Genomic DNA, 23768 nt, shown 5'->3' with positions numbered 1-23768 from the left:
GACTGCGAAATATTCACGGAATGAACGGCCGGCCCTATCCTTTGCAGGCGGCGAAGTAATCCTCCAGAACCGCGTCGACGGCGGCAATCGCCAGGGCCTTTGCTTGCGGCGGCACCTGACCGTCTCGCACGCGCTCGTAACTGCCCGAAAGATACTGGCTGATCAGCGTCTCGGGGATGGTGACGCCATGGAGCAGGCGAAGAAGCTCTTCCACTGCAGTCGCGACCTTCGGGTGCGGCCAGTAATAGCGGATGCGGTCGCTGTAGGAGAAATGGCGCTGAACACGCAGCGCGTCGGGCGAGCCGTGATAATACTTGCCCCAGTTGCCCGGCTCCTCGCGCATGACCTCTTCGGTGACCTCGGCCAGCGTTTTGGATCGCGCATCGGGAAACAGGAACGCGGCGATCTGGTCGAGCCCGTAAAGCGCTTCACGCAATGCAAACGTGAGGCCGGGGCCGACCTTGAGGATGGCAAAACCATCCGTCACCAGATCACGAAGTGCTTCTTGCGTCTGGTAGTCGGTGGAATGCGCCTCGAAGACGAGGCCGTTTAGCTCGGCCAGGCTTGCGCTCAACTGAGCGGCCCTCGGCCGGTCATAGGCGATCACGTTCTCGTTGCCGAATTCGACGCCCGGCTGGACGACGGCGCCGACAACCCGGGAGAAGGCCTCGCCGGCACCTGCATCGCTGAACGCCTGCCGATGAATATCGACGGTCTCGACGGCTGCTTCGGGTGCGGTAACTTCGAGCGTATCCAGTTCCTCGAGCGCGCCGCCGGGAACAGGCACCTCGGTGCCGATGATGTAGACCGGGGCGATGCCGTTACGTCCGCGGATGGCATCTTCGGCGGCGGCGGCAAGCCGCGCGGCACGCAACGCCGTCGTCGCATCGGGAAGGGCGACGGGTTCGCCGGCACAGCCCATGCTGGTATCGAGATGCAGCTTGGTGAAGCCGGCCGCGGCATAGGCGCGGATCATCGCTTCCGCCTTGTCCATCGCCTCATCGGCCGGCAGATGTTTCCACGGGTTGGGGCCGAGATGGTCGCCGCCGAGGATGATGTTTTCGATCGGGAAGCCGGTCTTTGCGGCGATCTCCCCGACGAAACGGGTGAAATCGGCGGGCGTCATGCCGGTATATCCGCCGTCTTGATTGACCTGGTTGCAGGTCGCCTCGATCAAGAGATGGGTGTCTTCCCTAAGGGCACGCAGCATTGCGGCCTCGATGACCAGCGGATGCGCCGAGCAGATCGAAGGAATACCGCGCAGGCCCGGACGGTCGCGCCACTGGGCAATGTCGATCAGATAATTGGGTTTCATGGTCTTCAATCCTTTCGCGCGCTGATGAAGGCTTCGAGTTCTGCTCTCGTCGATGCGCCCTCCATCGGGCCGGAGATCATCACGGCGCGAGCGCCCGACGCGTTGGCGAGTTCAAGCGCTTCGCGGGGGCTGGCGTCATTCAGCCAACAGGTGACGAAGGTGGCGCCGAAGCAGTCGCCCGCGCCGGTCGGATCGATCTCTTCGACGGCAAAGCCGGGCAGGGAGAGCGTCGTTTCCGCATCGAAGTAGCTGGCGCCTTCGGCGCCGCGCTTGACCACGATGACCCTGATGCCGGAGGCGAGAAGTTCGGCGATGGCGTCCGCCTCGGTTTTCGCTTCAGTGAACAGGAAGAGTTCCGCGCCGCTCGGCAGGAACACGTCGGTCTTGGCAAGGACTGTCCTCAGCGCTTCCCGCATCCCCGGGCTTTCGAGGATTTCTGCGCGAAGGTTCGGATCGAAGGAGACCGTGCCACCGGCTGCCTTGATGATGTCGATTGCGGCGAAAATGCTCTCGACCACGCTCGGAGCGTAGAGCGACGACCCCATCACATGCAGGTGGCTGCAGCTTTGAACCAGCGCGATTGCGTTGTCATCGAGGGAAATGGTGCCGCAGGCGCTGTCGCGGATGTTGAAGACGAAGGCACGGCTGCCGTCATGACGGTAGCGAACGAAGGCGCTGCCGGTTGTGGCGAGCGGATCGACCGCGATGCCGGAGGTATCGACGCCGTCCGCCTCAAGGCGGGCGAGGTTGACGTGACCGAAGTCGTCGCCGCCAACGCGGGAAATGATCGCGCTCGCCTGGCCGAGCTTGCCGACCTGGTCGATGAAGATGGCGGGCGCGCCGGAAGGGAAAGGCCCGACCAGTGGTGTCGCCTGCCGGAAGCCGTCGCCCTTTTCGGTGGCGATGATCTCGACGAGGATCTCGCCGATCGTCAGTATCTTGTGCATGGGTTTCACTCGTGCCGGGTCAGCGCTTTGCCTGTTTGGCGCGAACGTCGAGCCAAACGGCGACAAGGATCACGAGGCCCTTGACGATGAGCTGGTAGAAATAGGGGATGGAAAGCATGTTCATGCCGTTGTTCATCACGCCGATGATGAGCGCGCCGATGAGCGTGCCGACCATGGTGCCGACACCGCCAGCAAGCGAGGTGCCGCCGAGAACGGCCGCGGCGATGGCATCGAGCTCGTAGCTCATGCCGGCATTGGTCTGGGCGGAAAAGAGGCGCGAGGAGAGCAGCACGCCGCTGATCGCCGCCATCACGCCCGAGATCATGAAGATGATGATCTTGAGGCGATCGACCTTGATGCCGGAATAAACAGCCGCTTCGCGGTTGCCGCCGGTAAGATAGGCGCGACGACCGAAGCTCGTCTTGCTGAGCACGATCTGGTTGATGACGAAGAGCACGGCAACGACCCAGATGATGATGGGCAGGCGGAGGAAGCTCTCGGTGCCGATGGCGGTCCATGTCGCGTTGTCGATCATCGCCGGCGCGCCGTTGGTCGGCAGGCTGACGAGGCCGCGATAGATGCCCATCGTGGCGACGGTGACGATGAACGACGGCAGTAGCAGTTTTGCCGTCAACACGCCGTTGAGCATCCCCATCAGCGCGCCCGCCACGATAGTTACCGCGAGTGCCGGGCCGAAGCCGAGCCCGAAGGCGAAACATTGCGCCCCGACCATGCCGGCGACTGCGATGATCGAGCCGACCGACAGGTCGATCTCACCGAGCAGGATCACCCAGGTCATGCCGAAGGCGGCAATAGCGATCACGGCCACCTGCTGCAGGATGTTCATGAAGTTGACGACCGACATGAACCGGGGATTGAGGAACGAGAAGATGACGCAGAGCATCACCAGCGAGAGGAAGATGCCGCCATATTGCTTCAATGCCCTGACGAGGGCGGCCTGGGCTGCAGTTTGCTGGGTCATGATTGGAAACCTGTCGCGTGCGCCATGATCGTTTCGGGGGTAAGGTCGGTGCCGGCGAGGGTCGCGCCGAGCACGCCTTCATGCATGACGACCACGCGGTCGCTCATTCCAAGCACCTCCGGCAGCTCGGAGGAGATCAGCAGGATCGCCGTTCCTTCGGCCGCCAGCTGGCGGATGATCTTGTAGATTTCGAATTTCGCGCCGACGTCGACGCCGCGGGTCGGCTCGTCGAGGATCAGCACCTTCGGCCGGGTCAGGAGCCATTTGGCGAGCACGATCTTCTGCTGGTTGCCGCCGCTGAGAGAGCCTGCCGGCGTGTCGAGCGAGCGCGTCTTGATGGCAAGCCTGCCGACCTCGGCTGCCGCTGCCTTGCGCTCGGCGCTGCCGCGGGTAAAGCCAAACGGGCCGGTGAAGTCAGGCAATGCCGCCATGGAAATGTTCCACTCGACGCTGTGCCCGAGCACGAGGCCTTCTTCCTTGCGGTTTTCGGTGACGAAGCCGATGCCGCGGGCAATCGCTTCGGCCGGCGAGCGGAAGCGAACCTCCTTGCCGTCGAGGCGAACCGTGCCGCTCGCGTTCTTCATGCCGAACAGTGCGTTCATCACTTCGGAGCGACCTGAGCCGACGAGGCCGAAGAAGCCGAGGATCTCGCCGGCGCCGACCGTGAAGGAAATATCGGCGAATTCCTCGTCGCGCGTCAGACGCTCGACCGCCAGGACCGGAGGCTGATCCGAAGTAATCTCCGTCGAGCGAACGTGGATTGGGGGCGGATAGATCTCCTCCATCCGACGGCCGACCATCAGCGCAATCAGCGCCTCGATCGTGACGTCGTTGCGATCGTGAGTGGAGACATACTCACCATCGCGGATGACGGTGATGTCGTCGCTGAGCCGCATGATCTCTTCCATGCGGTGGGAAATATAGATGACCGCGACGCCGCGGCTTTTCAGCCGGCCGATGATGTCGAACAGGATCTCGGCCTCGCTGTCGCTGAGCGACGAGGTCGGCTCGTCGAGAATGACGACCTTTGCCTCATGGCTGAGGCCCTTGGCGATCTCGACCAGCTGCCGCTGGGCGATCGAGAGATTGCCGACCTTCTCGGTGACGTCGATCGGCAGCCCGAGTTCAGCGACGATCGACCTTGCCCTGGCAACGAGCGCCTTATCGTTGATGAAGCCGAACTTGCGCGGCTCGCGCGTCGCCAGAATATTCTCCGCCACCGTCAGGTTGTTGCAGAGGCTCAATTCCTGGAACACGATCGCAAGCCCGAGCGCTGCTGCCTGCTGCGGGTTGGTGGGGCGATAGGGTTGATTGTCGAGGGTAATGTCGCCTGACGTCGCGCTGTGAACGCCGGCAAGAATTTTCATCAGTGTCGATTTGCCGGCGCCGTTTTCGCCGAGCAGCGTATGCACGCGGCCGCGGCGGACATCGAGCCGCATGCTCTTCAGCGCGGCAACCTGCCCGAAGGATTTCGTGACATTGCTGATCTTGAGAACAGTGTCCGTGGTCGAACCATGCATGGCGGCCTCCTTGGATCGCGCCGAGAAGCGCCTCCGGGCTGCAGCGCCACGCGTCTGATCAGACGCGCAAGGGTTGCTGTAGCACTTCGAACTGCTGCCTGTTTTTGTCGGCAGCAGGCGGAGGCGTTCGTCGTGTGGGTGCCGCCGCCCTTGGGCGGCGGCCGTCCTGGGAGGACTTACTTTGCGGTGTAGACGCCGGGCACGATCGGCTGTTCGGCCGGAACCTGTTCGCCGGCGGCAACCTTGACGGCAGTGTCGACGGCCTGCTTGCCCATCTGGTCGGGGAACTGCTGGATCACGCCGACCATCACCGGGTTGGTGTCGACAGCGTCGCGGGCTTCCTTCATGCCATCGAAGCCGATGACCTTGACCTGGGTTTCGAGGCCCGCCGCCTTGACGGCAACCGCTGCAGCAAGCGCTGCGTCATCACCGAAGCCGAAAATGCCGGTGATGTCAGGGTTGGCCTGCAGCATGTTCTGTGCCGCTGCGAGTGCCTCGGCGCGGGTGATGCCGGTCTGGATGGCGACGATTTCCATCTCCGGATGCTTGGCGATCGCTTCCTTGAAGCCGTTGACGCGGTTCACGACCGACTGGACGGTTGGGTAGTCGATAACGGCGACCTTGCCCTTGTTGTCGAGGACCTTTGCCATCAGTTCGCCAGCCTTGACGCCGCCGGTGAAATTATCGGTGCCGATATGCGAGGTGACGGTCGCGCCGTTGGCAGGCACGTCGACGGTGATCACCTTGATGCCGGCCTTCTCCGCCTTTTCGATCGCGGCGCGCACGCCCTGGCTGTCGACCGGCGAAATGACGATCACGTCAACGCCCTTGACGATGAAATCCTCGACGTCGGCGAGTTGCTTGTTGAGATCCTGGTTGGCAATCGCAACTTCGAGCGCGACGTTCTTCTCTTTCGCCTCGGCTTTCATCGCGTCGGCAAGCTCGATGTAGAACGGATGCTGCTGGGTCAAGAGCGAGGCGCCGATGCCTTCGGCCGATGCGGCGGAAGCAATCAGGATCAGTGCCGTGCCGGCGACAAGCGCCTTGAGAATACGGGGCATGTTCATGGGTTTCCTCCCTTGGAAACGATGTGGGCCTTTGGTCTTGGCGGCCAAGCAGGAGGGCCCTCCCATCACCGTCTTGGCGATGATGTAAAAACCATAAAACTTTGCGCGCGTCAATTTTTAAAAGTACGCGATGAAAAGATTAACAGGGTAACGCGAGAAATTTAGACGCCTCTCGCTTGAGTGGTCGGCAGGCCATTCGACGTTAGGCGGCCAAGGCAGGACCACAATGGCGCAACCGCATTCTCTGAAGAGGTTCCAAAAAGAACGGCACGGTGTCTGCAATTGGAAAAATGACGGGAACCTTTGGCGGAACCGTGCATCTAATGCTGCGGGAGGCTCGGCCATGGCAGACATTCGAACAGGCGCGCTGGCGATCACGGACCCGACCGCGGATGTGGCACTGGCGCAAAGGGCGATCGCCGGTGACGGGCCAGCCTTCCTAGCGATCATGCAGGTTCACAACCAGCGCCTCTACCGCATTGCCCGAGGCGTCGTTCGAAACGACAGTGAAGCCGAAGACATCGTGCAGGAAGCCTATGTGCTGGCCTTTGCGCATCTCGCAAGCTTTCGTGGCGAATCGTCGCTTGGAACCTGGCTGTCACGCATCGTCATCAACGAGGCGCTCGGCCGGTTGCGCCGGGGACGCCGCAAAGCCGACGCCCTGGGCTCGATCGGCGATGGCCGCGATGCGACGATCATCCAGTTCCCGCTGCCGGCAAGTGCCGATGATCCCGAACGCACGATGGCGCAGCGGCAGATCCTGCAACTCGTCGAACGGGCGACCGACAATCTGCCCGATATCTACAGAACGGTTTTCGTCGCGCGGGTGATAGAGGGGCTGAGCGTGGAGGAAACGGCTGATCTGCTTGGGTTACGCCCCGAGACGGTCAAGACACGGTTGCATCGGGCGCGGCAGCTGGTGCGCAAACAGTTGCATGAGCAGATCGGCCCGGTTTTGCTCGATGCTTTCCCCTTTGCCGGGCGGCGCTGTGCGCGGCTGACCGCGGCGGTCATGAAGAGGCTTGGCCTTTCCAGCTGACCGGCGGGAACCTTTGCGGGCAGGCGGCATCCAATGGATGTCAACTGCAAACAGGGTCCGCGCCCTGCGCGGAACAAGGAGGTTTCCATGAACATTCGGCCAATGACCGCGCTCGTCACGCTTTGCCTGCTCGGGCTTGTGATCCCGGCACAGGCAGCGGATAAGCCGACCGACCCACAGATCGCTCACATCGCCTATACGGCCGGAGTGATCGATGTGGAAAATGCCAAGCTTGCGATCTCGAAGTCCGGCAACAAGGACGTCGTTTCGTTTGCCGAAGATATGATGCGCGACCATGAGGCGGTGAATACGCAGGCGCTCTATCTCGTCAAGAAACTCAAGGTGACGCCGGAGGACAACGATACCAGCAAGGCGCTCTCGAAAGCAGCTGACGACGAACGTGCCAAGCTTGCCACGCTCGACGGCGCGAGCTTCGATAAAGCCTATGTCGACAATGAAGTCGCCTACCACAAGCAGGTGAACGGAGCCCTGGAGACCCTGCTCATTCCATCGGCCAGCAATGCCGAACTTAAGGCACTGCTTGAGACCGGCTTGAAGATCTTTCAAGGCCACCAGCAGCATGCAGAACATGTTGCCGCATCGCTGAAGTAGGGCGCAGCCATGCGATCCGGGTTTTATCTCGTTGCCATTGCCGGGCTCCTGCTCGGCAATGGCGCAGTGGATGCTCAAGCAGAGACAATCCGCGTGACGATCGAAAAAATGGCGTTTGTTCCCGCAGAGATCGAGGCACGCATCGGCGACACGATCGAGTGGGTCAACAGGGACATCCTCGTCCATACAGCGACCGTGAAGGGTGGTTGGGAGGTGTTGATCCCGGCGAAGAAGACCGCAAGTCTCGTCGTGCGGGAGGCGGGGCTGATCGATTATTATTGCCGCTTTCATCCCAACATGAAGGGACGCATTTTGGCGGCGGCGCCATAGGAAATTTCCAGGAGAACTGCGAAGCGGTCTTCCGTCCGGAAATGCGTCAAAACAAGGCGACGGAGCCATTCCGCAACTTCGCCCGATGTGGAAACGGCCCGGCGTCGCAGGCGCCCGCAACGTCAGGTGGCTTGTCTTTGTCCGCCTTCGCTCCAGTTTCTCTTCTATAACAAAAAAACAGGTGCGATCATGATCAGAGAGCGCAAGGCGATGCTCGTTCGTGTCAGCGGAAGGGTGCAGGGCGTCAGCTTCCGCATCTGGGCCCGCCGCGAGGCCGAACGCCTCGGAGTGACCGGCTGGGTGCGCAACGAGCGCGACGGATCGGTGGCGGCGATGATCGTCGGCTCCGATGCTGCGCTCGCAAACATGGTCGAGCGGCTCTGGATGGGGCCGGCGGATGCCTCTGTCGTCAGCGTCGAAACCGAACCGGTCGCCCTGCCCGATCCGGTGCAGGGGTTCCAGATCACTGGTTAGGTGATCGGAGATGCGGAGGGGCGTTGGTCTTAGGTGCGTCGCGAAGACGTCAGGGTGACTGAATTGGTCAGAGCGACTGGCGGTCAAGCCGATTGGTCGAGGCGACCGGCTTTTTTCTGGGCTCGTTCGGTCTCGACCCTGCCATAGGCGCGCAGGAAGGTCCTGACGGCGTTGCGGGCAGAGGTCTGCAATTGCTCCTCCGTTGGAGCTTCGCCAAAAGGACCGGCTATCTGCATGTCCGCCTTGATCAAGGCCAGGAATTGCCGAGCGGCCAAGTCGAGGTCGTCGATCTCAAGCGGGGCCGCGTGGGCAAGCCGGGCAAACAGTGCCGAGAGTGCCGCGCCGATCTTGCCCGGTCCCTGTTCGCGCCAGATCCTGATCAGCTCGGGATATCGCTCTCCCTCGGTCTCGACCAGCTTCCGGATGAACTTGCCGTCCTGATTGCAGATGCAGTTCCTGTTGAGGCGCACTGCAAAGGCAGTGAGGTCGTCCTCGAGATTGTCTGCCCGTTGCGGGAAGGTCGCGAGGATCGAGAACAGCGCGGCGTTGGTTCGGTCGAGGATATCCTGCACCACCGCCATGAACAGCGTCTCTTTTTCGCGGTAGTGATTGTAGATGGTCTGCCTGGAAACACAGGCTTCCGCGGCGATTTCGTCTATGCTGGCGCCGGAAAAGCCTTCGCGGCAGAAGACCTCTGCGGCGGCGTCGAGGATCGAGATGCGTTTGGCGCATTGACCCTTCTGGGTGGGGCCACCGGCGGTCGGCAAGGCGGCTTGTCGTTTTTTCATGATCCGACGATAGGACATGTTGACGGTTTGGACAATAGTGTCTAATTTGACATGTGTGTCCAAAATTATGGACCACATAGGTCAGCGTAGGATGCGTCTCCCGGACGTTCGATCCTGGCACGACCGGCTCATTCCAGTTTCAATCCCGGCGGCAACGAATGCAGGCGCGCGTCCTCGTTCGTTTCGCGACCTCTGAAAGATCATCACCATGACGGCGTCCTTTCTACGCACTGCCATAGTCCTCGGTCTGATTTCAGCGATCGGGCCTTTCGCAATCGACATGTATCTCCCCGCGCTGCCGTCGATCGGCAAGGATCTCGCCGCAGAGACCGGTGTCGTGCAGCTTAGCCTGCTCGCCTTCTTCATTTCCTTTGCAATTTTCCAGCTCGTCTATGGCCCACTCTCGGATATGTGGGGCCGCAAGGCGCCGCTCTATCTCGGCATCGGCCTGTTCGCGCTGGCCAGCATCGGCTGCGCGCTCGCGACCGATATCGAAACGCTCATCGCCTTCCGCTTCCTGCAAGGTATTGGCGGTGCCGCCGGCATGGTCATTCCGCGCGCCATCGTTCGTGACATGCACACCGGCGTTCAGGCGGCACGCCTGATGTCGCTGCTGATGCTGGTGTTCAGCATCTCGCCGATCCTGGCGCCTCTGACTGGCAGCGCCGTCATCGAGTTCTACGGCTGGCGCGGCGTTTTCTATGCCGTCATGATCGCAGCCTTCATCGGCCTGATCCTGCTGTCGACCCAATTGGCTGAGACCCGTCCGAAGAAGGACAGGGCCGACAGCAATTTCGGCAGCGCGATTGCCGCCTACCGGCTGCTTCTGAGCGACCGGAACTTCCTGACGCTCACCTTCATCGGTGGCCTCGGCATTTCGAGCTTCCTCGTCTACCTCGCAAATTCGCCCTTCGTGCTGATCGATCATTATGGCCTGACGCCGACGCAATACAGCTTCGCCTTCTCGATCAACGCGGTATCGTTCTTCGCGGTCTCGCAGGCAACGGGTTGGCTTGGCGATCGTTTTGGTCTCGTCCGGGTCATGCAGCTTGCCGTCGCCGGCTTTGCCTTGACCATGGCCAGCATGTTCATCGTCATGAGCCTCGGCTTCAACCAGTTGCCGGTCATGGCCGTATTCCTGTTCGTCGGCTACGGTGCGCTCGGTCTGGTCATCCCGACCTCCGCGGTGCTGGCGCTCGAGGATCACGGCGAGATTGCCGGTACGGCATCGGCGCTGATGGGGACGCTGCATTTTGTCACGGCGGCTGTCGCCATGATCGTTGCTGCCGTCTTCTTCAACGGAACGGCGCTTCCGATGGCCGCGGGCATTGCGATTTGCGCGGTCAGCGCGTTCCTGCTGACACAGGCAACCATCGGCCGCAGCCGTGTCGTGCCGGCGGAGTAACACCACCTTGCTTCGCGCAGTTGAAACAGGACGGCCGGTGAAGACCTTCTCGTCTTCACCGGCCGCTTTGCTATTGGCTCAGCAACGGAGTGCGGCGCGCTTGTCAGAAATCCCAGTCTTCGTCTTCGGTCGCAACCGCCTTGCCGATGACATAGGAGGAGCCTGACCCCGAAAAGAAGTCGTGGTTCTCGTCGGCATTCGGCGACAGCGCCGACAGGATTGCCGGATTGACCTTGCAGGCGTCGGCCGGAAACAGCGCCTCATAGCCGAGGTTCATCAGTGCCTTGTTGGCGTTGTAATGCAGGAACTTCTTCACGTCCTCGGTCAGGCCGACGCTGTCGTAAAGCGACTCGGTATATTTCGCCTCGTTGTCGTAGAGTTCGAGCAGCAGGTCGAAGGCGAAATCCTTCATCTCCTGCCGACGCTCGTCGCTTAACCGCTCCAGGCCCTTCTGGAACTTGTAGCCGATGTAATAGCCGTGCACCGCCTCGTCGCGAATGATGAGGCGGATCATGTCGGCGGTGTTGGTCAGCTTGGCGCGGCTCGACCAGTACATCGGCAGATAGAAGCCGGAGTAGAACAGGAAGCTCTCGAGGAAGACGCTGGCAATCTTGCGCTTCAACGGATCCGCTGTGCGATAGTGCTCGAGAATGAGCGCCGACTTCTTCTGGAGGTGTTCGTTCTCCTCCGACCAGCGATAGGCGTCGTCGACATCAGGTGTCGAGCAAAGCGTCGAGAAGATCGAGGAATAGGAGCGGGCATGCACCGCCTCCATGAAGGAGATGTTGGAATAAACAGCTTCCTCATGCGGCGTGATCGAGTCCGCCATCAGCGTCGGCGCGCCGATGCTCGTCTGAATCGTGTCGAGCAGGGTCAGGCCGGTGAAAACGCGGATCGTCAGCTGCTGCTCTTCCGGCCGAAGTGCTGCCCAGGAGGGAATGTCGTTGGAGAGCGGCACCTTTTCCGGCAGCCAGAAATTGCCGGTGAGCCGGTTCCAGACCTCGAGGTCCTTGTCGTCCTCGATACGGTTCCAGTTGATGGCGCGCACGGCCCGCGGGCTCTTGGGCGCCTTGGTCTTCACTTGGATGTTCATCGTGTTCCCCGGAGTATCACAGTGCGCAGGAGACGCAGCCCTGCACTTCCGTGCCGGACAGTGCCATCTGACGAAGGCGGATGTAGTAGATCGTCTTGATGCCCTTCTTCCAGGCATGGATCTGCGCGCGGTTGATGTCGCGGGTCGTCGCCGTATCCTTGAAGAACAGCGTCAATGACAGGCCCTGGTCGACATGCTGGGTCGCCGCCGCATAGGTGTCGATGATCTTCTCCGGGCCGATCTCATAGGCATCTTGATAGTAGTCGAGATTGTCGTTGGTCATGAAGGCGGCCGGATAGTAGACACGGCCGATCTTGCCTTCCTTGCGGATCTCGATCTTCGAGACGATCGGGTGGATCGAGGAGGTCGAATGGTTGATATAGGAGATTGAGCCGGTCGGCGGCACCGCCTGCAGGTTCTGGTTGTAGAGGCCGGAGGTGATCACCGCCCTCTTGAGTTCCAGCCAGTCTTCCTGCGTCGGGATCTGCACACCAGCGATTTCAAACAGTTCGCGCACCCTCTCGGTTGCCGGCTTCCATTCCTGCTCGGTGTATTTGTCGAAATACTCGCCGGAGGCGTATTTCGAGTTCTCGAAGCCCTTGAAGCTCGACCCGCGTTCGACCGCGATGCGGTTCGAGGCGCGGATGGCGTGGTAGGTCACCGTGTAGAAATAGATATTGGTGAAGTCGATGCCTTCTTGCGAACCGTAATAGACGCGTTCGCGGGCGAGATAGCCGTGCAGGTTCATCTGGCCGAGGCCGATCGCATGGCTGTCGTCATTGCCCTTCTCGACGGAGGGAACCGAGGCGATATGGCTCATGTCGGAGACCGCGGTCAGCGCCCGGATCGATGTCTCGATCGTCTTGCCGAAATCGGACGAATCCATCGCGGCGGCGATATTCAGCGAGCCGAGATTGCAGGAGATGTCCTTGCCCAGGTGCTTGTAGGACAGGTCGTCATTGTACTCGCTGGCTTCGCTGACCTGGAGGATTTCTGAGCAGAGGTTGCTCATGGTGATGCGGCCGGCGATCGGGTTGGCGCGGTTCACCGTGTCTTCGAACATGATGTAGGGATAGCCCGACTCGAACTGGATTTCGGCCAGCACCTGGAAGAACTCGCGCGCCTTGATCTTCTTCTTGCGGATCCGGCTGTCGGCGACCATTTCCCGATATTTTTCCGTGACCGAGATGTCGGTGAAGGCAACGCCGTAGACGCGCTCCACGTCATAGGGCGAGAACAGGTACATGTCCTCGTTGTTCTTGGCGAGTTCGAAGGTGATGTCGGGAACGACGACGCCCAGCGACAGCGTCTTGATACGGATCTTCTCGTCGGCGTTCTCCCGCTTGGTGTCGAGGAAACGCATGATGTCGGGGTGGTGGGCGTTGAGATAGACGGCGCCGGCACCCTGGCGGGCGCCAAGCTGGTTGGCGTAGGAGAACGAATCCTCCAGCAGCTTCATCACGGGAATGATGCCGGACGACTGGTTTTCGATCTGCTTGATCGGGGCGCCGGCCTCGCGGATGTTGGTGAGCGACAGCGCCACGCCGCCGCCGCGCTTCGACAATTGTAGCGCCGAATTAATGCCGCGCGCGATCGATTCCATGTTGTCCTCGACCCTCAGCAGAAAGCAGGAGACGAGCTCGCCGCGCTGCTTTTTGCCGGCGTTGAGGAAGGTCGGGGTCGCCGGCTGGAAGCGACCGGAGATGATCTCGTCGACCATGTCGCGCGCCAGCGCCTCGTCGCCGCGCGCCAGCGTCAGCGCCACCATGCAGACCCGGTCCTCGTAGCGCTCGAGGTAGCGCTTCCCGTCGAAGGTCTTCAGCGTGTAGCTGGTGTAATATTTGAAGGCGCCGAGAAAGGTCGGGAAACGGAACTTCTTGTCATAGGCGTGATCGAACAGGTCGCGCACGAAGTTGAACGAATACTGGTCGAGAACCTCCTGCTCGTAGTAGCCCTCGGTGACGAGGTAATCGAGTTTTTCGCGCAGGTTATGGAAGAACACGGTGTTCTGGTTGACGTGCTGCAGGAAGTACTGCTTTGCCGCCAACCGGTCCTTGTCGAGCTGGATCCGGCCGTCCTCGTCATAGAGGTTCAGCATGGCGTTCAGCGCGTGGTAATCGAGCGCCGATTCCGTCGCCTTCAAGGGGCGTTCGAGTGTTGAGACGTCCAAAATCGTTCCATCCCGTTTTTGACATTGGCTACGTCCTCATCGGTTCCCAACAGTTCGAACCGGTAGAGATAGGGCACCTGGCACTTGGCCGAGATCACGTCGCCGGCGATCCCGTAGGTCGCGCCGAAATTGCTGTTGCCCGCGGCAATCACGCCGCGGATGTGGGAGCGGTTGTCCGCATCGTTGAGAAAGCGGATCACCTGTTTGGGCACGGCGCCCCGGCCGTCGTCGCCGCAATAGGTCGGGACGACGAGCACATAGGGTTCGTGCACGTCGAGCGGCGCGTCGGCCGCGCTGACGGGAATGCGTCTGGCGCGCAGGCCGAGCTTGCCGACGAAGCGATGGGTGTTTTCCGAGCGGGTGGAAAAATAGACGATCAGCCCCATCGCGCCGTACCTCGGCTTCAGGACAGTGCGCTGATCTTGTCGGGGCGGAAGCCTGCCCAGTGCTCCGGACCGGCGATGACGACGGGAACCTGCATGTAGCCAAGGCCCTTGACCGTCTCGAACGCGTCCTGGTCGACCGAAATGTCGATCACCTCGTAATTGACGCCCTGGCGGTCGAGCGCGCGATAGGTTGCGGTGCACTGGACGCAGGCGGGCTTGCTGTAGACGGTGACGTTCATTTCTTCCTCGTTTGGTCGGCTGGATCTGGGCATGAAAAGGCATGCGGATACGCACAAGCGATCCGGCGAAATGCAGGACTGGCAGGATGACCGCTTGCTCGGGTCGAGAGGACCCGGGCGCGGTTGTTCGTCAGATTCGCGGCTTCCCGCGCCTCTTCATTGGCGAATGATAGGAATTCGATGACGCGGACATGACTTCACCCCGAAGTTGAAGACGGCGCTTCCGGGGAGACGTCGAGACGATCAGGCAGGTTTCATCCTGCCCCATGCACACCTCTGACCTCTCCGGACACCCCGCCCGTGGACGTTTATCGATCGAGGCAGGTCTCCTGGCTCACGGGTCGGTGCTTCTGTCCGGACCTTCCCGAAGCATCATGCTTCAGTGGCCGAATGCTGGACAGTTGCTCGCCGTTTACAGTTGCGGGGGCAGCCACGGCTTAGCCAAGCGAAATCGCTACGACGGCACCGTATTCCCATCTTCGCTCCCAATCCTTGCGAATCGGGAGAACCTCGAACACTAGATATAGTATATGTCGGGAAAATTGCGTCAATAGGTTCCATGTCGAAGCCACCTGGGAGGCGGACAATATTTTTTCGGGTGTGGATAGCGGGGAGTAAACGACAAGTGTCGGCGAAGCCTGTGGATGGAGAGCCGTCATTGACAGCTCTGCTGAAATCCTCAAGCCGCGAAGGCGGGAACAGGACGATTGTCCCCGTCGACTGCCACCATGATGAAGGCGCCATGGGCAGTCAGGGTCTGTTTCGCTCCCGTCAAATCCTCTGACCACAATTCGACATCGACCGTCGTCGAGCTCCGTCCGGTGCGCACAATCCTGGCGACAAGCTCGATGATCGAGCCAACGGTGATCCGGTGCTTGAAATCGATGCGCTGGCAGGAGGCGAGCACTGTCGTCTTGCGGCTCGCCCGTGTCGCCGCGACGAAGGCGGCCTTGGTCATCTGCGCCAGCGCGTCGCCGCCAAACATGGCGCCGAAGCTGCTGGCCTGATCCGGAAAGACGATATCGACCATGCGCACGGCATCGTCTTTTGGCGCTCCGATCGCATCGGTGTCGAGAGAAGGCAACGACCAGCCGGCGCCCTTGCCCTCCGGCATCGCGACCATGGTGAACTGGCCGCGGGCGCACAGATCGCGGGTGCCGGCCGTCAGATCTTCCGCGATCATATCGACTTCGACGACCATCGAACGCCGCCCGACCCGGATCGGGCGGCCGCTGCAGCTGACGATATGGCCGATGTGGGCGGGGCCGCGGAAGTCGACGCGATCGCAGGAGGCGGTGACGAAGGGAACGCGGCCGTGGCGCGTGGCGACGATGAAGGCGGTCCGGTCCATGAGTGCGAGGCCCGCACCGCCGAAGAGCGTGCCATGGTGATTGGTGTCGCCGGGAAAGACGATGTCGATCAAGGTGGCGGGCGCCGGGGTTTCCCCCGGCGCCTTCTCGATATTGCTATCGTCCGTCATGCGTTTGCGGCCTCTTGCCGGCCGGCAGTGAAGGATTGGCGCAGCGTTTGCGCCGCCGCGACCATGTTGACGAGCGCCGGGCGAACTTCCTCCCACCGCCTTGTTTTCAGCCCACAATCCGGATTGACCCAGATCTGCGCCGGCGTCAGACCGTCGGTCGCCTGTTCGATCAGATGCACCATCTCGTTGACAGTGGGTACCCGCGGCGAGTGGATGTCGTAGACGCCGGGGCCGATCTCGTTCGGATAGGCCTGATCGATAAAGGCGCCGAGCAGCTCCATCTTCGAGCGCGAGGTTTCGATGGAGATGACATCGGCATCCATTGCCGCAATCGCCGCCATGATGTCGTTGAACTCCGAGTAGCACATGTGGGTGTGGATCTGGGTTTCGTCACCGACGCCGGAGGCGCTGATGCGGAAGCACTCGACCGCCCAGTCGAGATAGGCCTTTCGATCGGCCTGTCTCAGTGGCAGTCCCTCGCGCAGCGCCGGTTCGTCGATCTGGATCACGGCGATACCGGCCGTTTCCAGGTCGGTGACTTCGTCGCGCAGCGCCAGTGCGATCTGCCGGCATACGATCGACCGGGGCAGGTCGTCGCGCACGAACGACCATTGCAGCATCGTCACCGGGCCGGTGAGCATGCCCTTCATCGGCTTGTCCGTCAGCGACTGCGCATAGGTTGCCCAATCGACCGTCATCGGGTTCGGGCGCGAGACATCGCCGAAGATGATCGGCGGGCGTACGTAGCGCGAGCCGTAGCTCTGCACCCAACCGCTCTGAGTGAACCCATAGCCGGAGAGCTGCTCGCCGAAATACTGCACCATGTCGTTGCGCTCGAATTCGCCGTGCACCAGCACCTCGATGCCGATTTCCTCCTGCCAGCGCACGGCCTTCTCCGTCTCCTGGCGCAGGTAGGCGAGGTAGTCGACATAGCTGAGCTCGCCCTTGGCATGCAGCGATCGTGCCTGGCGCACCTCTGACGTCTGCGGGAAGGAGCCGATCGTCGTCGTCGGGAAGAGCGGCAGTGCCAGCCTGTCTTCCTGCCGCCGCCGGCGCGTTGCAAAACTCGATTGACGGCGGCTGTCTGCTGCCGTCAGGTTCTTCAAGCGTCCGGCAACGAGTGGATCGTGGACCTTGAGCGAGGTCAGCCGTGCCTCGACCGCAGCAATCGATTTTGCAAAGACCTGCTCGGGATTGGCCAGGCCCGGCTCGAATGCGCGGGCAAGCAGGCTGAGTTCGTCCAGCTTCTGCAGGGCGAAGGCAAGCCAGGAGACGAGCTCCGGATCGAGCGCTCGTTCGAGATCGAGGTCGATTGGCACATGCAGCAGCGAGCACGATGGTGCAAGCTCGATACGATCGCGGCCATGCGCCTCGATCAACGGCTGCAGCCGGCGGAAGAGGCCGGCAAGATCGGTACGCCACACATTGCGGCCATCGACGACGCCGAGCGACAGCACAAGCTGTGCCGGTACCGTCTGAAGTAGCAAGTCGAGCTGTTGCGGCGCCCGCACGAGGTCGACATGCAGCCCGGCAACCGGCAGCGAAAGGGCTGTCGGCATGTTGTCACTGACCGCGCCGAAATAGGTCGCGAGCATGATTTTCAACTGCGGAAGTTCCGAGGCGAACGTCTGGTAGGTCAGCGCCAGCGCCTGGCGTTCCCGCTCAGTGAGATCGAGCACCAGGCATGGCTCGTCGATCTGCACCCATTCGACGCCGGCTTCCCCAAGCTCGGTGAGAAGCTTCGTATAAACAGGCAGCAGCCGCTCGATCAGATTGATGGTGTCGAATCCGCCGGCAAGCGCCTTGCCCAGTTTCAGGAAGGTGACGGGGCCGAGGACGACAGGGCGGGTGACATGCCCGAGCGCCTTGGCTTCGAGGAAGGCGTCAAGCGGCGCATTGCTCGTCAGCTCGAAGCGCTGATCCTCCGCGAATTCCGGAACCATGTAGTGGTAGTTCGTGTCGAACCACTTGGTCATCTCCAGCGCCTGGTTGCCCCCGTCGGGCCCGCCATGCGTGCAACCGGACGCGCAGGCGGCAGTCGTCGAACCGCGCGCCATGGCGAAATAGGCGTCGAGGTCGACCGGGCCGCCCTTCCAGCCATAGGCCGGTGGCACCGCACCAACCAGCACTGATGTGTCGAGAACCTGGTCGTAAAGCGAGAAGTCGTTCGATGGAATGATCTGGATCCCACGTGCCTTTTGCGCGGCCCAGTTTTCGGCCCGCAGCCTGGCGGCGACGTCGAGCAGGTCCTGTCTCTCGATCTTGCCGGCCCAATAACGCTCCAGCGCGAACTTCAGTTCACGGTAGCTGCCGATACGTGGAAAGCCGAGATTGGCTGTCTTGATTGTCATTTCCTTACCCCGAAGGTTGTGGGCAAGGCTTTGAATGCGACGCATCCACGACCGAGACTGGCTCGCTCGTCAAGGCGACACATCGGACACCCCGCCCGTGGACGTTATCTATCGCGGCAGGTCTCCTGGCTTGCGGGTCAACACGAACCGTCCCGTCTTCCCGAGGCGTCTCCCTCAGTGACATCATTGGACGACCGCTCGCCGCTTACAGTTGCGGGGGCAGCTCCGGCATGAGCGCCTTGCAGCGCCGCACCGAATTCCCTCTTAGCTCCGGCCTGTCGTCAGACGAGCCGCAGAACCACGATTGTTCGACAATGCCCCGCAAAGTCGACGGCGTCAATCGTATAAAGAAATGTTTATGTCTTTATTTTCTCCATTCGGCCGAGGTCGAAAGCTTGTCGCGAGGGCGGCGACGCGACTTCATCATTTGGCGTCTGCGGCGAAAGGGCACCGCCCGGATCAGAGCCCGCTACGTGCTGCCACGGATCAGCAACATCGCCCGCGCGCGCCCGGATGCTGTCATTGTCTCGCGTCAGGCCGATGTCCCTCAGTTGGAACTCGCTGAATGTATCGATGGTCGTCGTGGCGTCGGCAGCTCTCTTGGCCGAAGTCCAGACGTGGAGGATGATCGATCGCAGTGCGCTAAGCATTGCTAACCCCTTCAGTTCTGTGGTGATGTGTTCGCGAGAAAATTGAGGATTTTGGTGGTTTCGCGCAAAGCGATTTCTCGCATGCTGCCATAAAGAATGCTTATCTCACTTCATGAGCAAGATTCCCCCCATGAGTGCGGTGCGCGCGTTCGAGGCCGCAGCCAGGCACTTGAGTTTCACCCGCGCGGCGCAGGAGCTCGGCATGACGCAAGCCGCTGTCAGCTATCAAATCCGACTGCTGGAGGACCGCACCGGCACGCCGCTGTTTGTCCGTCTGCCGCGGGAAGTGCGCTTGACGGCTGCCGGACGGCAGCTTGCGCCGAAGGTGACCGAGGCGCTCGATCTACTGGGTACGGCGTTCTCCGAGATTGCCGACAAGACCGAGCATCACCTGCACATCTCGGTACTGCCAACCGTCGTCTCAAGTTGGCTTGGTTCCAGGCTCGCCTCGTTTCAGACAGCCCATCCAAACATCAGCATTCGCGTGCACATGTCCACGGAGCTGATCGACTTCAAGCGCGATGCGATTGATCTCGTGGTGCGCAGCGGCAACGGCGACTGGTCGGGCAATGAAGTGTTTCCTCTTTTCCCGATCGAATACATGCCCGTCTGTACGCCGACGTTCCTGGAAAAACATCAGCTGAAGGTTCCGGCCGACGTTCTCATGGTGAGGCGCTTCGGCAACGCCAGCTGGTGGCGGCGCTGGATGACCGAAGCGGGCGTGGAACCGCCGGCCAGCAATGGCACTGAGCTGATCTTCGACGTCCAGGCAATGGATGTGGCCACCACATTGCTCGATCATGGCATTGCCATGGTCGTCTCCACCTTTGTGATTGAGGAGCTTCGCAGCGGAAAACTCGTCCGGCCGTTCAACCATGTGGTCAGGGATGGCCGTGCCTATTGGCTGGTCTATCCGCAAAGCCACCGGCGGCAGAACAAGATCCAGGTGTTTCGCGAGTGGATCATTACCGAAGCCGCCACATCGAACGCGCAGCTGGCCGCCGTGGCCGGAGAGCTTCCCTCGGTACGGTCTCAAGCCGAGATCGGTGCGAGCGCGCTCATAAGACCTGAATAGGATTTGCTGAGCGGCGGAGCATAGGAGCCGCGCTTGCTGGTCGTCAGTCCTTGCGACACCAACGCCTCGGCCTGCTTGACGGCTGCCGATACGCCATCAATGACCGGAACGCCGTATTCGGCTTGAAGTGCGCGCGCAAGATCGGCCATCCCGGCGCAGCCAAGCACGATCGCCTCGGCGCCGTCCTCAACGAGCGCCAGCTCGATTTCGCATCGCAGCTTCGCCAACGCGGGCGAAGCCTTGTCCTCAAGCTGCAGCACCGGGATGTCCGCAGCGCGAACCTTCGTCCGGGCACTCATCCCATAGCGTATGACCAGGTTCTCGATAAGCACACGCGACCGCTCGAGTGTGGTCACGACGGTGAAACGCTGAGCAAGCATGGCGGCCGTCGCCACAGCGGATTCGCAAAGCCCGACCACGGGGATGCGGGCAAGCGCGCGGGCTGCTTCCAGACCAGTATCGTCGAAGCATGCGATGACGGCGGCGTCGGCGCCTGCCGCTTCGCCGTCCCGGATTTCGGTGAGCACGCCCGGAAGCGCGATCGCGCCATCATAGTGGCCTTCGATCGAAGCCGGTCCGGACTTGGACGTCCTCGCGATGATCTCCGTGTTCGGGCCCGCGACGGCGCGGGCTGCGGCCGCCGCCTTCTCGGTCATGGATAGGGTGGTGTTCGGATTGACGATCAGAATGCGCATCGAACCTAGCTCATTTTTACCTGCCGCCGACGAAGCGTCAGAATGACGGCAAGCGCGACGAGGATGGTGGTGAAGGAGAAGAGCGTCGTGACCGTGCCCAGCGCGTAAAGCACCGGCGTCGTCACATTGGTGGTCATTCCGTAGATTTCCAATGGCAGGGTGTTGTAGCTGCCCGAGGTCATCAGTGTACGGGCGAACTCGTCGTAGGAAAGGGTGAAGCCGAAGAGGCCGACCCCGATCAGGCTCGGCGCTATCATCGGCAGCACCACATGCCGAAACGTCTGCCACGGGGTGGCGCCGAGATCGCGGGCCGCCTCTTCATAGGCCGGCGAAAAGCGGTTGAAGACGGCAAACATGATCAAGACGCCAAAGGGTAGGGTCCAGGTAAGATGTGCGCCGAAGCCGGAGGAATACCAGGCGGGCTTCAGGCCAAACTGCTGGAAGACGACACCGATCCCGAGCGAGATGATGATCGAGGGCACGACCAGGCTGGCAACGGTCAGGTAGAAGAGGGCCGTCGCCCCCTTGAAGCGGTGGCGAAAGGCAAGGCCGGCGAGGAGCGCCACGACGACGTTGACCACCATCACCATCAGTCCCAGCGTGAATGAGCGGCGGAAGGACGCGCCGAAGTCGCCGACCGCCTGTTTCTCGAAGAGATTGTAGAACCAGTGCAGCGAAAGTCCGTTCAACGGAAATGTGAGACCGCCATTCGGCCCCTGAAAGGACAGGATCAGCACCGCCGACAACGGCCCGTAGAGAAACAGCACGAACAGGGCGAAGAAGCCCGCGAGCAGGTAGAATTCAAGGGTGCGCCGCTCATGGTTCATCTCAGAGTTCCTTTCGGATATCAACGACCCGAAGGATCGCGGCGACCATCAGGAGCACGACGATCAGCAGCACTACCGCATTGGCGGCCGCAGCCGGATATTGCAGCAGTGACATCTGGTTCTTCATCATCAGCGCGACCGAAGCGCTCTGTCCGCCCGACATAACTTGAACCGTCGAGAAGTCGGCCATGACGAGGGTGACGACGAAGATCGAGCCGATGGCGATGCCGGGCTTGGCGAGTGGCAGGATGACGTTCCAGAGCACTTGCCGGCCGCTGGCGCCGCAGTCGCGCGCCGCTTCGATCAGCGAACGGTCAATGCGCATCAGCGTGTTGAAGATCGGCGTCACCATGAAGAGCGTATTGAGGTGAACCATGGCAAGCACGACAGCAAAATCGGAATAGAGCAGCCACTCGATCGGTTGCGGAATGATGCCGAGGTCGATCAGCGTCGAATTGACGAGGCCATTGCGTCCAAGCACCGGGATCCAGGAGATCATGCGGATGATGTTGGAGGTTAGAAACGGCACGGTGCAGATGAGGAAGAGCACCATCTGCATGGTCGTCGTGCGCACGTGGAATGCGAGGAAATAGGCGACCCAAAAGCCGATCAAGAGTGTGAGGCACCAGACGAGGGCGGTGAATTTCAACGTGTTGAGATAGGTCTTCCACGTCACCCACGAACCGAGCGTGTCGACATAGTTCATGGTCAGGAAGTCCGGATAAAGCCCGGCAAAGTCGTAGTCCCAGAAGCTGACGACAAGAATCGTCAGGATCGGCAGCACGAAGAAGAACCCGAGAATGAGGATGAGCGGCAGCGCCTGCAGATAGGCGCCCAGCCTTTGCAGCCAAGCACGGACACTGCTGGGTCTACCGGCCAAGGCCTCCGATGGCTGCGAAATTGCCACTACCGCCATTGTTCATCCTCTCGCGTTGCTCGTCAGGTTCCGCTCGCTGCGGGCGGCCCCATTCGAGGGCGCGCCGCAGCGAGGGCGTTTCGTCTGCCTCAAGCCGCGATGAACTCGTTCCAGCGCTTGATCATGTAGCGATCCTCATCCATGACCGAGTTCCAGCAGGCGACCTTGCCCATGCGGTCTTCGAAGGAGCCGCCATCGCGCACGGCACCGGCCTTCTCCATGACCTTGCCCTCCGGCGAGAGGATATCGCCCTTTGCCGGCTTGCCCTCGACCCAGTAACCCCACTCGTCCTCGGACATGAAGCCCTTGGCCGTGTCCATGGCGGCCGAATAGTAGCCCTGACGGTTGAGATAGGCGCCGACCCAGCCCGACAGGTACCAGTTGATGTATTCATAGGCCGCGTCGAGCTGGGCGCCCTGGAGATGGGCGGCAAGGCCGAGGCCGCCACCCCAGGCGCGATAGCCTTCCTTGAGCGGCTGGTATTTGCACGCGATCCCCTTCGAGCGGACGGCGGCGACGGCCGGTGACCACATGGACTGGATCACCACTTCACCGGAGGCCATCAGGTTGACGCTCTCGTCGAAGGATTTCCAGAAAGCGCGGAACTGACCGTCCTGCTTGGCCTTAATGAGGAAGTCGATCGTCTGGTCGATCTCATCCGTCGTCATGTTGCCCTTGTCGGCATATTTGACGTTGCCCAAGGCTTCCATGATCATGGCGGCATCCATGATGCCGATTGACGGGATGTTGAGGATCGCGGCCTTGCCCTTGAAGGCCGGATCCATGATGTCGGCCCAGCTCGTGATGTCGCGGCCGACGAGATCCGGGCGGATGCCGAGGGTATCGGCATTGTAGATCGTCGGAATGAGCGTCATCCACTGGGTCGGCGACTTCGCGAAGGTCCTGGAAGCCTGCGCCTCGACAAAGCCGACGGTGTGCGGGGCGGTGCCCTGGGCGATAATGCTTTCGGGCTTCAGCTTGCCGTCGATGAACAGCGGGACGATCTTGTCGTAGTACTTGATTTTCGAGACATCCATCGGCTGCATCACTCCGGCCGGGAAGACCTTCTTGGCGATCCAGTATTCGATGTCGGCGACGTCGTAGGAATCGGGCTGCGTCACTGCCCGCTGGGCCGCGGCGTCCGAATCCGTCGCAGTCATTTCCAGTGTGATGCCGAGATCCTGTTTGCACTTCTCGGCAATGGCATTGATGTTGGAAACGCCGGTGCCGAACTGGCGCAGCGTGATCGGGTTTTGCGCCCAGATCGTCGGAAAGCCGGTGATCGCCCCGGACCCGGCAATCGCGCCGATTGCCGCCGCACCGGTCTTGAGCAGCGTGCGTCGGGACAGGCCCTCCTTCGAGGTCTTCGGTGTAGTTTCATTCGTCATGCGCAGTTCCCCTTTTTTT

Annotated in this window: 22 protein-coding genes, 1 pseudogene and 2 riboswitches; of the genes and pseudogenes, 6 read left to right on the top strand and 17 right to left on the bottom strand. The window is 61.3% G+C overall.

What is annotated here, in order from left to right:
* Positions 1–34: 34 nt before the first annotated feature.
* From ASD03_RS37060 to ASD03_RS37040, 5 genes are all read right to left on the bottom strand, one after another.
* Complete coding sequence (locus ASD03_RS37060; RefSeq protein WP_057219231.1) at positions 35–1315, bottom strand: D-tagatose-bisphosphate aldolase, class II, non-catalytic subunit; 1281 nt, start codon at positions 1313–1315, stop codon at positions 35–37.
* Positions 1316–1320: 5 nt separating this feature from the next.
* Complete coding sequence (locus ASD03_RS37055; RefSeq protein ID WP_057219228.1) at positions 1321–2262, bottom strand: sugar kinase; 942 nt, start codon at positions 2260–2262, stop codon at positions 1321–1323.
* A gap of 19 nt (positions 2263–2281) precedes the next feature.
* On the bottom strand, positions 2282–3244 hold the full coding sequence (locus ASD03_RS37050; RefSeq protein WP_057219226.1) for an ABC transporter permease: 963 nt from the start codon (positions 3242–3244) through the stop codon (positions 2282–2284).
* The gene (locus tag ASD03_RS37045; RefSeq protein WP_025429327.1) at positions 3241–4764 is read right to left on the bottom strand and encodes a sugar ABC transporter ATP-binding protein; all 1524 of its coding nucleotides are present in this window, start codon (positions 4762–4764) and stop codon (positions 3241–3243) included. The genes ASD03_RS37050 and ASD03_RS37045 overlap by 4 nt, the downstream gene beginning before the upstream one ends.
* 176 nt (positions 4765–4940) lie before the next feature.
* Positions 4941–5831 (bottom strand): substrate-binding domain-containing protein, encoded by an 891-nt coding sequence (locus ASD03_RS37040; RefSeq protein WP_057219224.1) that lies wholly within the window; start codon positions 5829–5831, stop codon positions 4941–4943.
* A 343-nt stretch (positions 5832–6174) separates the two neighbouring features.
* Between ASD03_RS37040 and ASD03_RS37035 the strand changes: the two genes are divergently transcribed.
* The 4 genes from ASD03_RS37035 (at position 6175) to ASD03_RS37020 (ending at position 8286) form a co-directional block, all read left to right on the top strand.
* Positions 6175–6870, top strand: a complete 696-nt coding sequence (locus ASD03_RS37035) for an RNA polymerase sigma factor (protein WP_057219222.1) — start codon at positions 6175–6177, stop codon at positions 6868–6870.
* An 87-nt stretch (positions 6871–6957) separates the two neighbouring features.
* Positions 6958–7482, top strand: coding sequence for a DUF4142 domain-containing protein (locus tag ASD03_RS37030; protein ID WP_057219295.1), 525 nt, complete (start codon positions 6958–6960; stop codon positions 7480–7482).
* Between the two features lie 9 nt (positions 7483–7491).
* Entirely contained in the window at positions 7492–7812 is a 321-nt protein-coding gene (locus tag ASD03_RS37025; RefSeq protein WP_025429323.1) for a cupredoxin family copper-binding protein, read from the top strand.
* Between the two features lie 189 nt (positions 7813–8001).
* On the top strand, positions 8002–8286 hold the full coding sequence (locus ASD03_RS37020) for an acylphosphatase (protein WP_057219293.1): 285 nt from the start codon (positions 8002–8004) through the stop codon (positions 8284–8286).
* A gap of 83 nt (positions 8287–8369) precedes the next feature.
* Here ASD03_RS37020 and ASD03_RS37015 read toward each other — a convergent pair whose 3' ends face one another.
* Entirely contained in the window at positions 8370–9074 is a 705-nt protein-coding gene (locus ASD03_RS37015) for a TetR/AcrR family transcriptional regulator (protein WP_057219291.1), read from the bottom strand.
* Positions 9075–9282: 208 nt separating this feature from the next.
* On the opposite strand from ASD03_RS37015, the gene ASD03_RS37010 reads away from it, so the two are divergent.
* Entirely contained in the window at positions 9283–10479 is a 1197-nt protein-coding gene (locus ASD03_RS37010) for a multidrug effflux MFS transporter (RefSeq protein WP_057209894.1), read from the top strand.
* A gap of 103 nt (positions 10480–10582) precedes the next feature.
* Here ASD03_RS37010 and nrdF read toward each other — a convergent pair whose 3' ends face one another.
* From nrdF to ASD03_RS36975, 7 genes are all read right to left on the bottom strand, one after another.
* Complete coding sequence (gene nrdF / locus ASD03_RS37005) at positions 10583–11572, bottom strand: class 1b ribonucleoside-diphosphate reductase subunit beta (RefSeq protein WP_057209892.1); 990 nt, start codon at positions 11570–11572, stop codon at positions 10583–10585.
* Between the two features lie 16 nt (positions 11573–11588).
* Positions 11589–13742, bottom strand: a complete 2154-nt coding sequence (gene nrdE / locus ASD03_RS37000) for a class 1b ribonucleoside-diphosphate reductase subunit alpha (RefSeq protein WP_057219220.1) — start codon at positions 13740–13742, stop codon at positions 11589–11591.
* Complete coding sequence (gene nrdI / locus ASD03_RS36995; protein ID WP_057209889.1) at positions 13712–14128, bottom strand: class Ib ribonucleoside-diphosphate reductase assembly flavoprotein NrdI; 417 nt, start codon at positions 14126–14128, stop codon at positions 13712–13714. The genes nrdE and nrdI overlap by 31 nt, the downstream gene beginning before the upstream one ends.
* 17 nt (positions 14129–14145) lie before the next feature.
* On the bottom strand, positions 14146–14367 hold the full coding sequence (gene nrdH / locus ASD03_RS36990; RefSeq protein WP_025429316.1) for a glutaredoxin-like protein NrdH: 222 nt from the start codon (positions 14365–14367) through the stop codon (positions 14146–14148).
* A 301-nt stretch (positions 14368–14668) separates the two neighbouring features.
* Positions 14669–14895: riboswitch (cobalamin riboswitch) on the bottom strand.
* Positions 14896–15046: 151 nt separating this feature from the next.
* Positions 15047–15847, bottom strand: a complete 801-nt coding sequence (locus ASD03_RS36985; RefSeq protein ID WP_057219218.1) for a hotdog domain-containing protein — start codon at positions 15845–15847, stop codon at positions 15047–15049.
* Positions 15844–18198, bottom strand: coding sequence for a 5-methyltetrahydropteroyltriglutamate--homocysteine S-methyltransferase (metE, locus tag ASD03_RS36980; protein WP_057219216.1), 2355 nt, complete (start codon positions 18196–18198; stop codon positions 15844–15846). The genes ASD03_RS36985 and metE overlap by 4 nt, the downstream gene beginning before the upstream one ends.
* Positions 18199–18295: 97 nt before the next feature.
* Positions 18296–18516, bottom strand: a riboswitch (cobalamin riboswitch).
* A 38-nt stretch (positions 18517–18554) separates the two neighbouring features.
* The gene (locus tag ASD03_RS36975; protein WP_057209887.1) at positions 18555–18848 is read right to left on the bottom strand and encodes a hypothetical protein; all 294 of its coding nucleotides are present in this window, start codon (positions 18846–18848) and stop codon (positions 18555–18557) included.
* A gap of 130 nt (positions 18849–18978) precedes the next feature.
* Between ASD03_RS36975 and ASD03_RS36970 the strand changes: the two genes are divergently transcribed.
* Positions 18979–19923: a LysR substrate-binding domain-containing protein gene (locus ASD03_RS36970; RefSeq protein WP_057219214.1), complete on the top strand. Its 945-nt coding sequence runs from the start codon at positions 18979–18981 to the stop codon at positions 19921–19923.
* Here the strand turns inward: ASD03_RS36970 and ASD03_RS36965 are convergent.
* The 4 genes and pseudogenes from ASD03_RS36965 to ASD03_RS36950 all read right to left on the bottom strand — a co-directional run bounded on the left by ASD03_RS36965 (position 19881) and on the right by ASD03_RS36950 (position 23749).
* Complete coding sequence (locus ASD03_RS36965) at positions 19881–20618, bottom strand: aspartate/glutamate racemase family protein (RefSeq protein ID WP_057219212.1); 738 nt, start codon at positions 20616–20618, stop codon at positions 19881–19883. The genes ASD03_RS36970 and ASD03_RS36965 overlap by 43 nt on opposite strands.
* A gap of 5 nt (positions 20619–20623) precedes the next feature.
* Positions 20624–21445, bottom strand: a complete 822-nt coding sequence (locus ASD03_RS36960; RefSeq protein WP_025429311.1) for an ABC transporter permease — start codon at positions 21443–21445, stop codon at positions 20624–20626.
* A 1-nt stretch (position 21446) separates the two neighbouring features.
* A pseudogene (locus tag ASD03_RS36955) lies at positions 21447–22277 on the bottom strand (ABC transporter permease); the annotation flags it as partial.
* 173 nt (positions 22278–22450) lie between these two features.
* On the bottom strand, positions 22451–23749 hold the full coding sequence (locus tag ASD03_RS36950) for a PotD/PotF family extracellular solute-binding protein (RefSeq protein WP_057219209.1): 1299 nt from the start codon (positions 23747–23749) through the stop codon (positions 22451–22453).
* Positions 23750–23768: the final 19 nt, after the last annotated feature.

This window comes from Ensifer sp. Root127 (genome assembly GCF_001425225.1).
GTDB classification, from domain to species: domain Bacteria; phylum Pseudomonadota; class Alphaproteobacteria; order Rhizobiales; family Rhizobiaceae; genus Ensifer; species Ensifer canadensis.
This window is presented reverse-complemented; position numbering and strand designations above follow the sequence as displayed.

Coding starts and splice junctions, on each gene's coding strand:
- ASD03_RS36960 (WP_025429311.1), bottom strand. CDS start 21,445: ATGAACCATGAGCGGCGCACCCTTGAATTCTACCTGCTCGCGGGCTTC.
- nrdI (WP_057209889.1), bottom strand. CDS start 14,128: ATGGGGCTGATCGTCTATTTTTCCACCCGCTCGGAAAACACCCATCGC.
- ASD03_RS37060 (WP_057219231.1), bottom strand. CDS start 1,315: ATGAAACCCAATTATCTGATCGACATTGCCCAGTGGCGCGACCGTCCG.
- nrdH (WP_025429316.1), bottom strand. CDS start 14,367: ATGAACGTCACCGTCTACAGCAAGCCCGCCTGCGTCCAGTGCACCGCA.
- ASD03_RS37025 (WP_025429323.1), top strand. CDS start 7,492: ATGCGATCCGGGTTTTATCTCGTTGCCATTGCCGGGCTCCTGCTCGGC.
- ASD03_RS37050 (WP_057219226.1), bottom strand. CDS start 3,244: ATGACCCAGCAAACTGCAGCCCAGGCCGCCCTCGTCAGGGCATTGAAG.
- ASD03_RS37045 (WP_025429327.1), bottom strand. CDS start 4,764: ATGCATGGTTCGACCACGGACACTGTTCTCAAGATCAGCAATGTCACG.
- ASD03_RS37030 (WP_057219295.1), top strand. CDS start 6,958: ATGAACATTCGGCCAATGACCGCGCTCGTCACGCTTTGCCTGCTCGGG.
- ASD03_RS37010 (WP_057209894.1), top strand. CDS start 9,283: ATGACGGCGTCCTTTCTACGCACTGCCATAGTCCTCGGTCTGATTTCA.
- ASD03_RS37055 (WP_057219228.1), bottom strand. CDS start 2,262: ATGCACAAGATACTGACGATCGGCGAGATCCTCGTCGAGATCATCGCC.
- ASD03_RS36965 (WP_057219212.1), bottom strand. CDS start 20,618: ATGCGCATTCTGATCGTCAATCCGAACACCACCCTATCCATGACCGAG.
- ASD03_RS37035 (WP_057219222.1), top strand. CDS start 6,175: ATGGCAGACATTCGAACAGGCGCGCTGGCGATCACGGACCCGACCGCG.
- ASD03_RS36975 (WP_057209887.1), bottom strand. CDS start 18,848: ATGCTTAGCGCACTGCGATCGATCATCCTCCACGTCTGGACTTCGGCC.
- ASD03_RS36970 (WP_057219214.1), top strand. CDS start 18,979: ATGAGTGCGGTGCGCGCGTTCGAGGCCGCAGCCAGGCACTTGAGTTTC.
- ASD03_RS37015 (WP_057219291.1), bottom strand. CDS start 9,074: ATGAAAAAACGACAAGCCGCCTTGCCGACCGCCGGTGGCCCCACCCAG.
- ASD03_RS37020 (WP_057219293.1), top strand. CDS start 8,002: ATGATCAGAGAGCGCAAGGCGATGCTCGTTCGTGTCAGCGGAAGGGTG.
- metE (WP_057219216.1), bottom strand. CDS start 18,198: ATGACAATCAAGACAGCCAATCTCGGCTTTCCACGTATCGGCAGCTAC.
- nrdF (WP_057209892.1), bottom strand. CDS start 11,572: ATGAACATCCAAGTGAAGACCAAGGCGCCCAAGAGCCCGCGGGCCGTG.
- ASD03_RS37040 (WP_057219224.1), bottom strand. CDS start 5,831: ATGAACATGCCCCGTATTCTCAAGGCGCTTGTCGCCGGCACGGCACTG.
- ASD03_RS36950 (WP_057219209.1), bottom strand. CDS start 23,749: ATGACGAATGAAACTACACCGAAGACCTCGAAGGAGGGCCTGTCCCGA.
- ASD03_RS36985 (WP_057219218.1), bottom strand. CDS start 15,847: ATGACGGACGATAGCAATATCGAGAAGGCGCCGGGGGAAACCCCGGCG.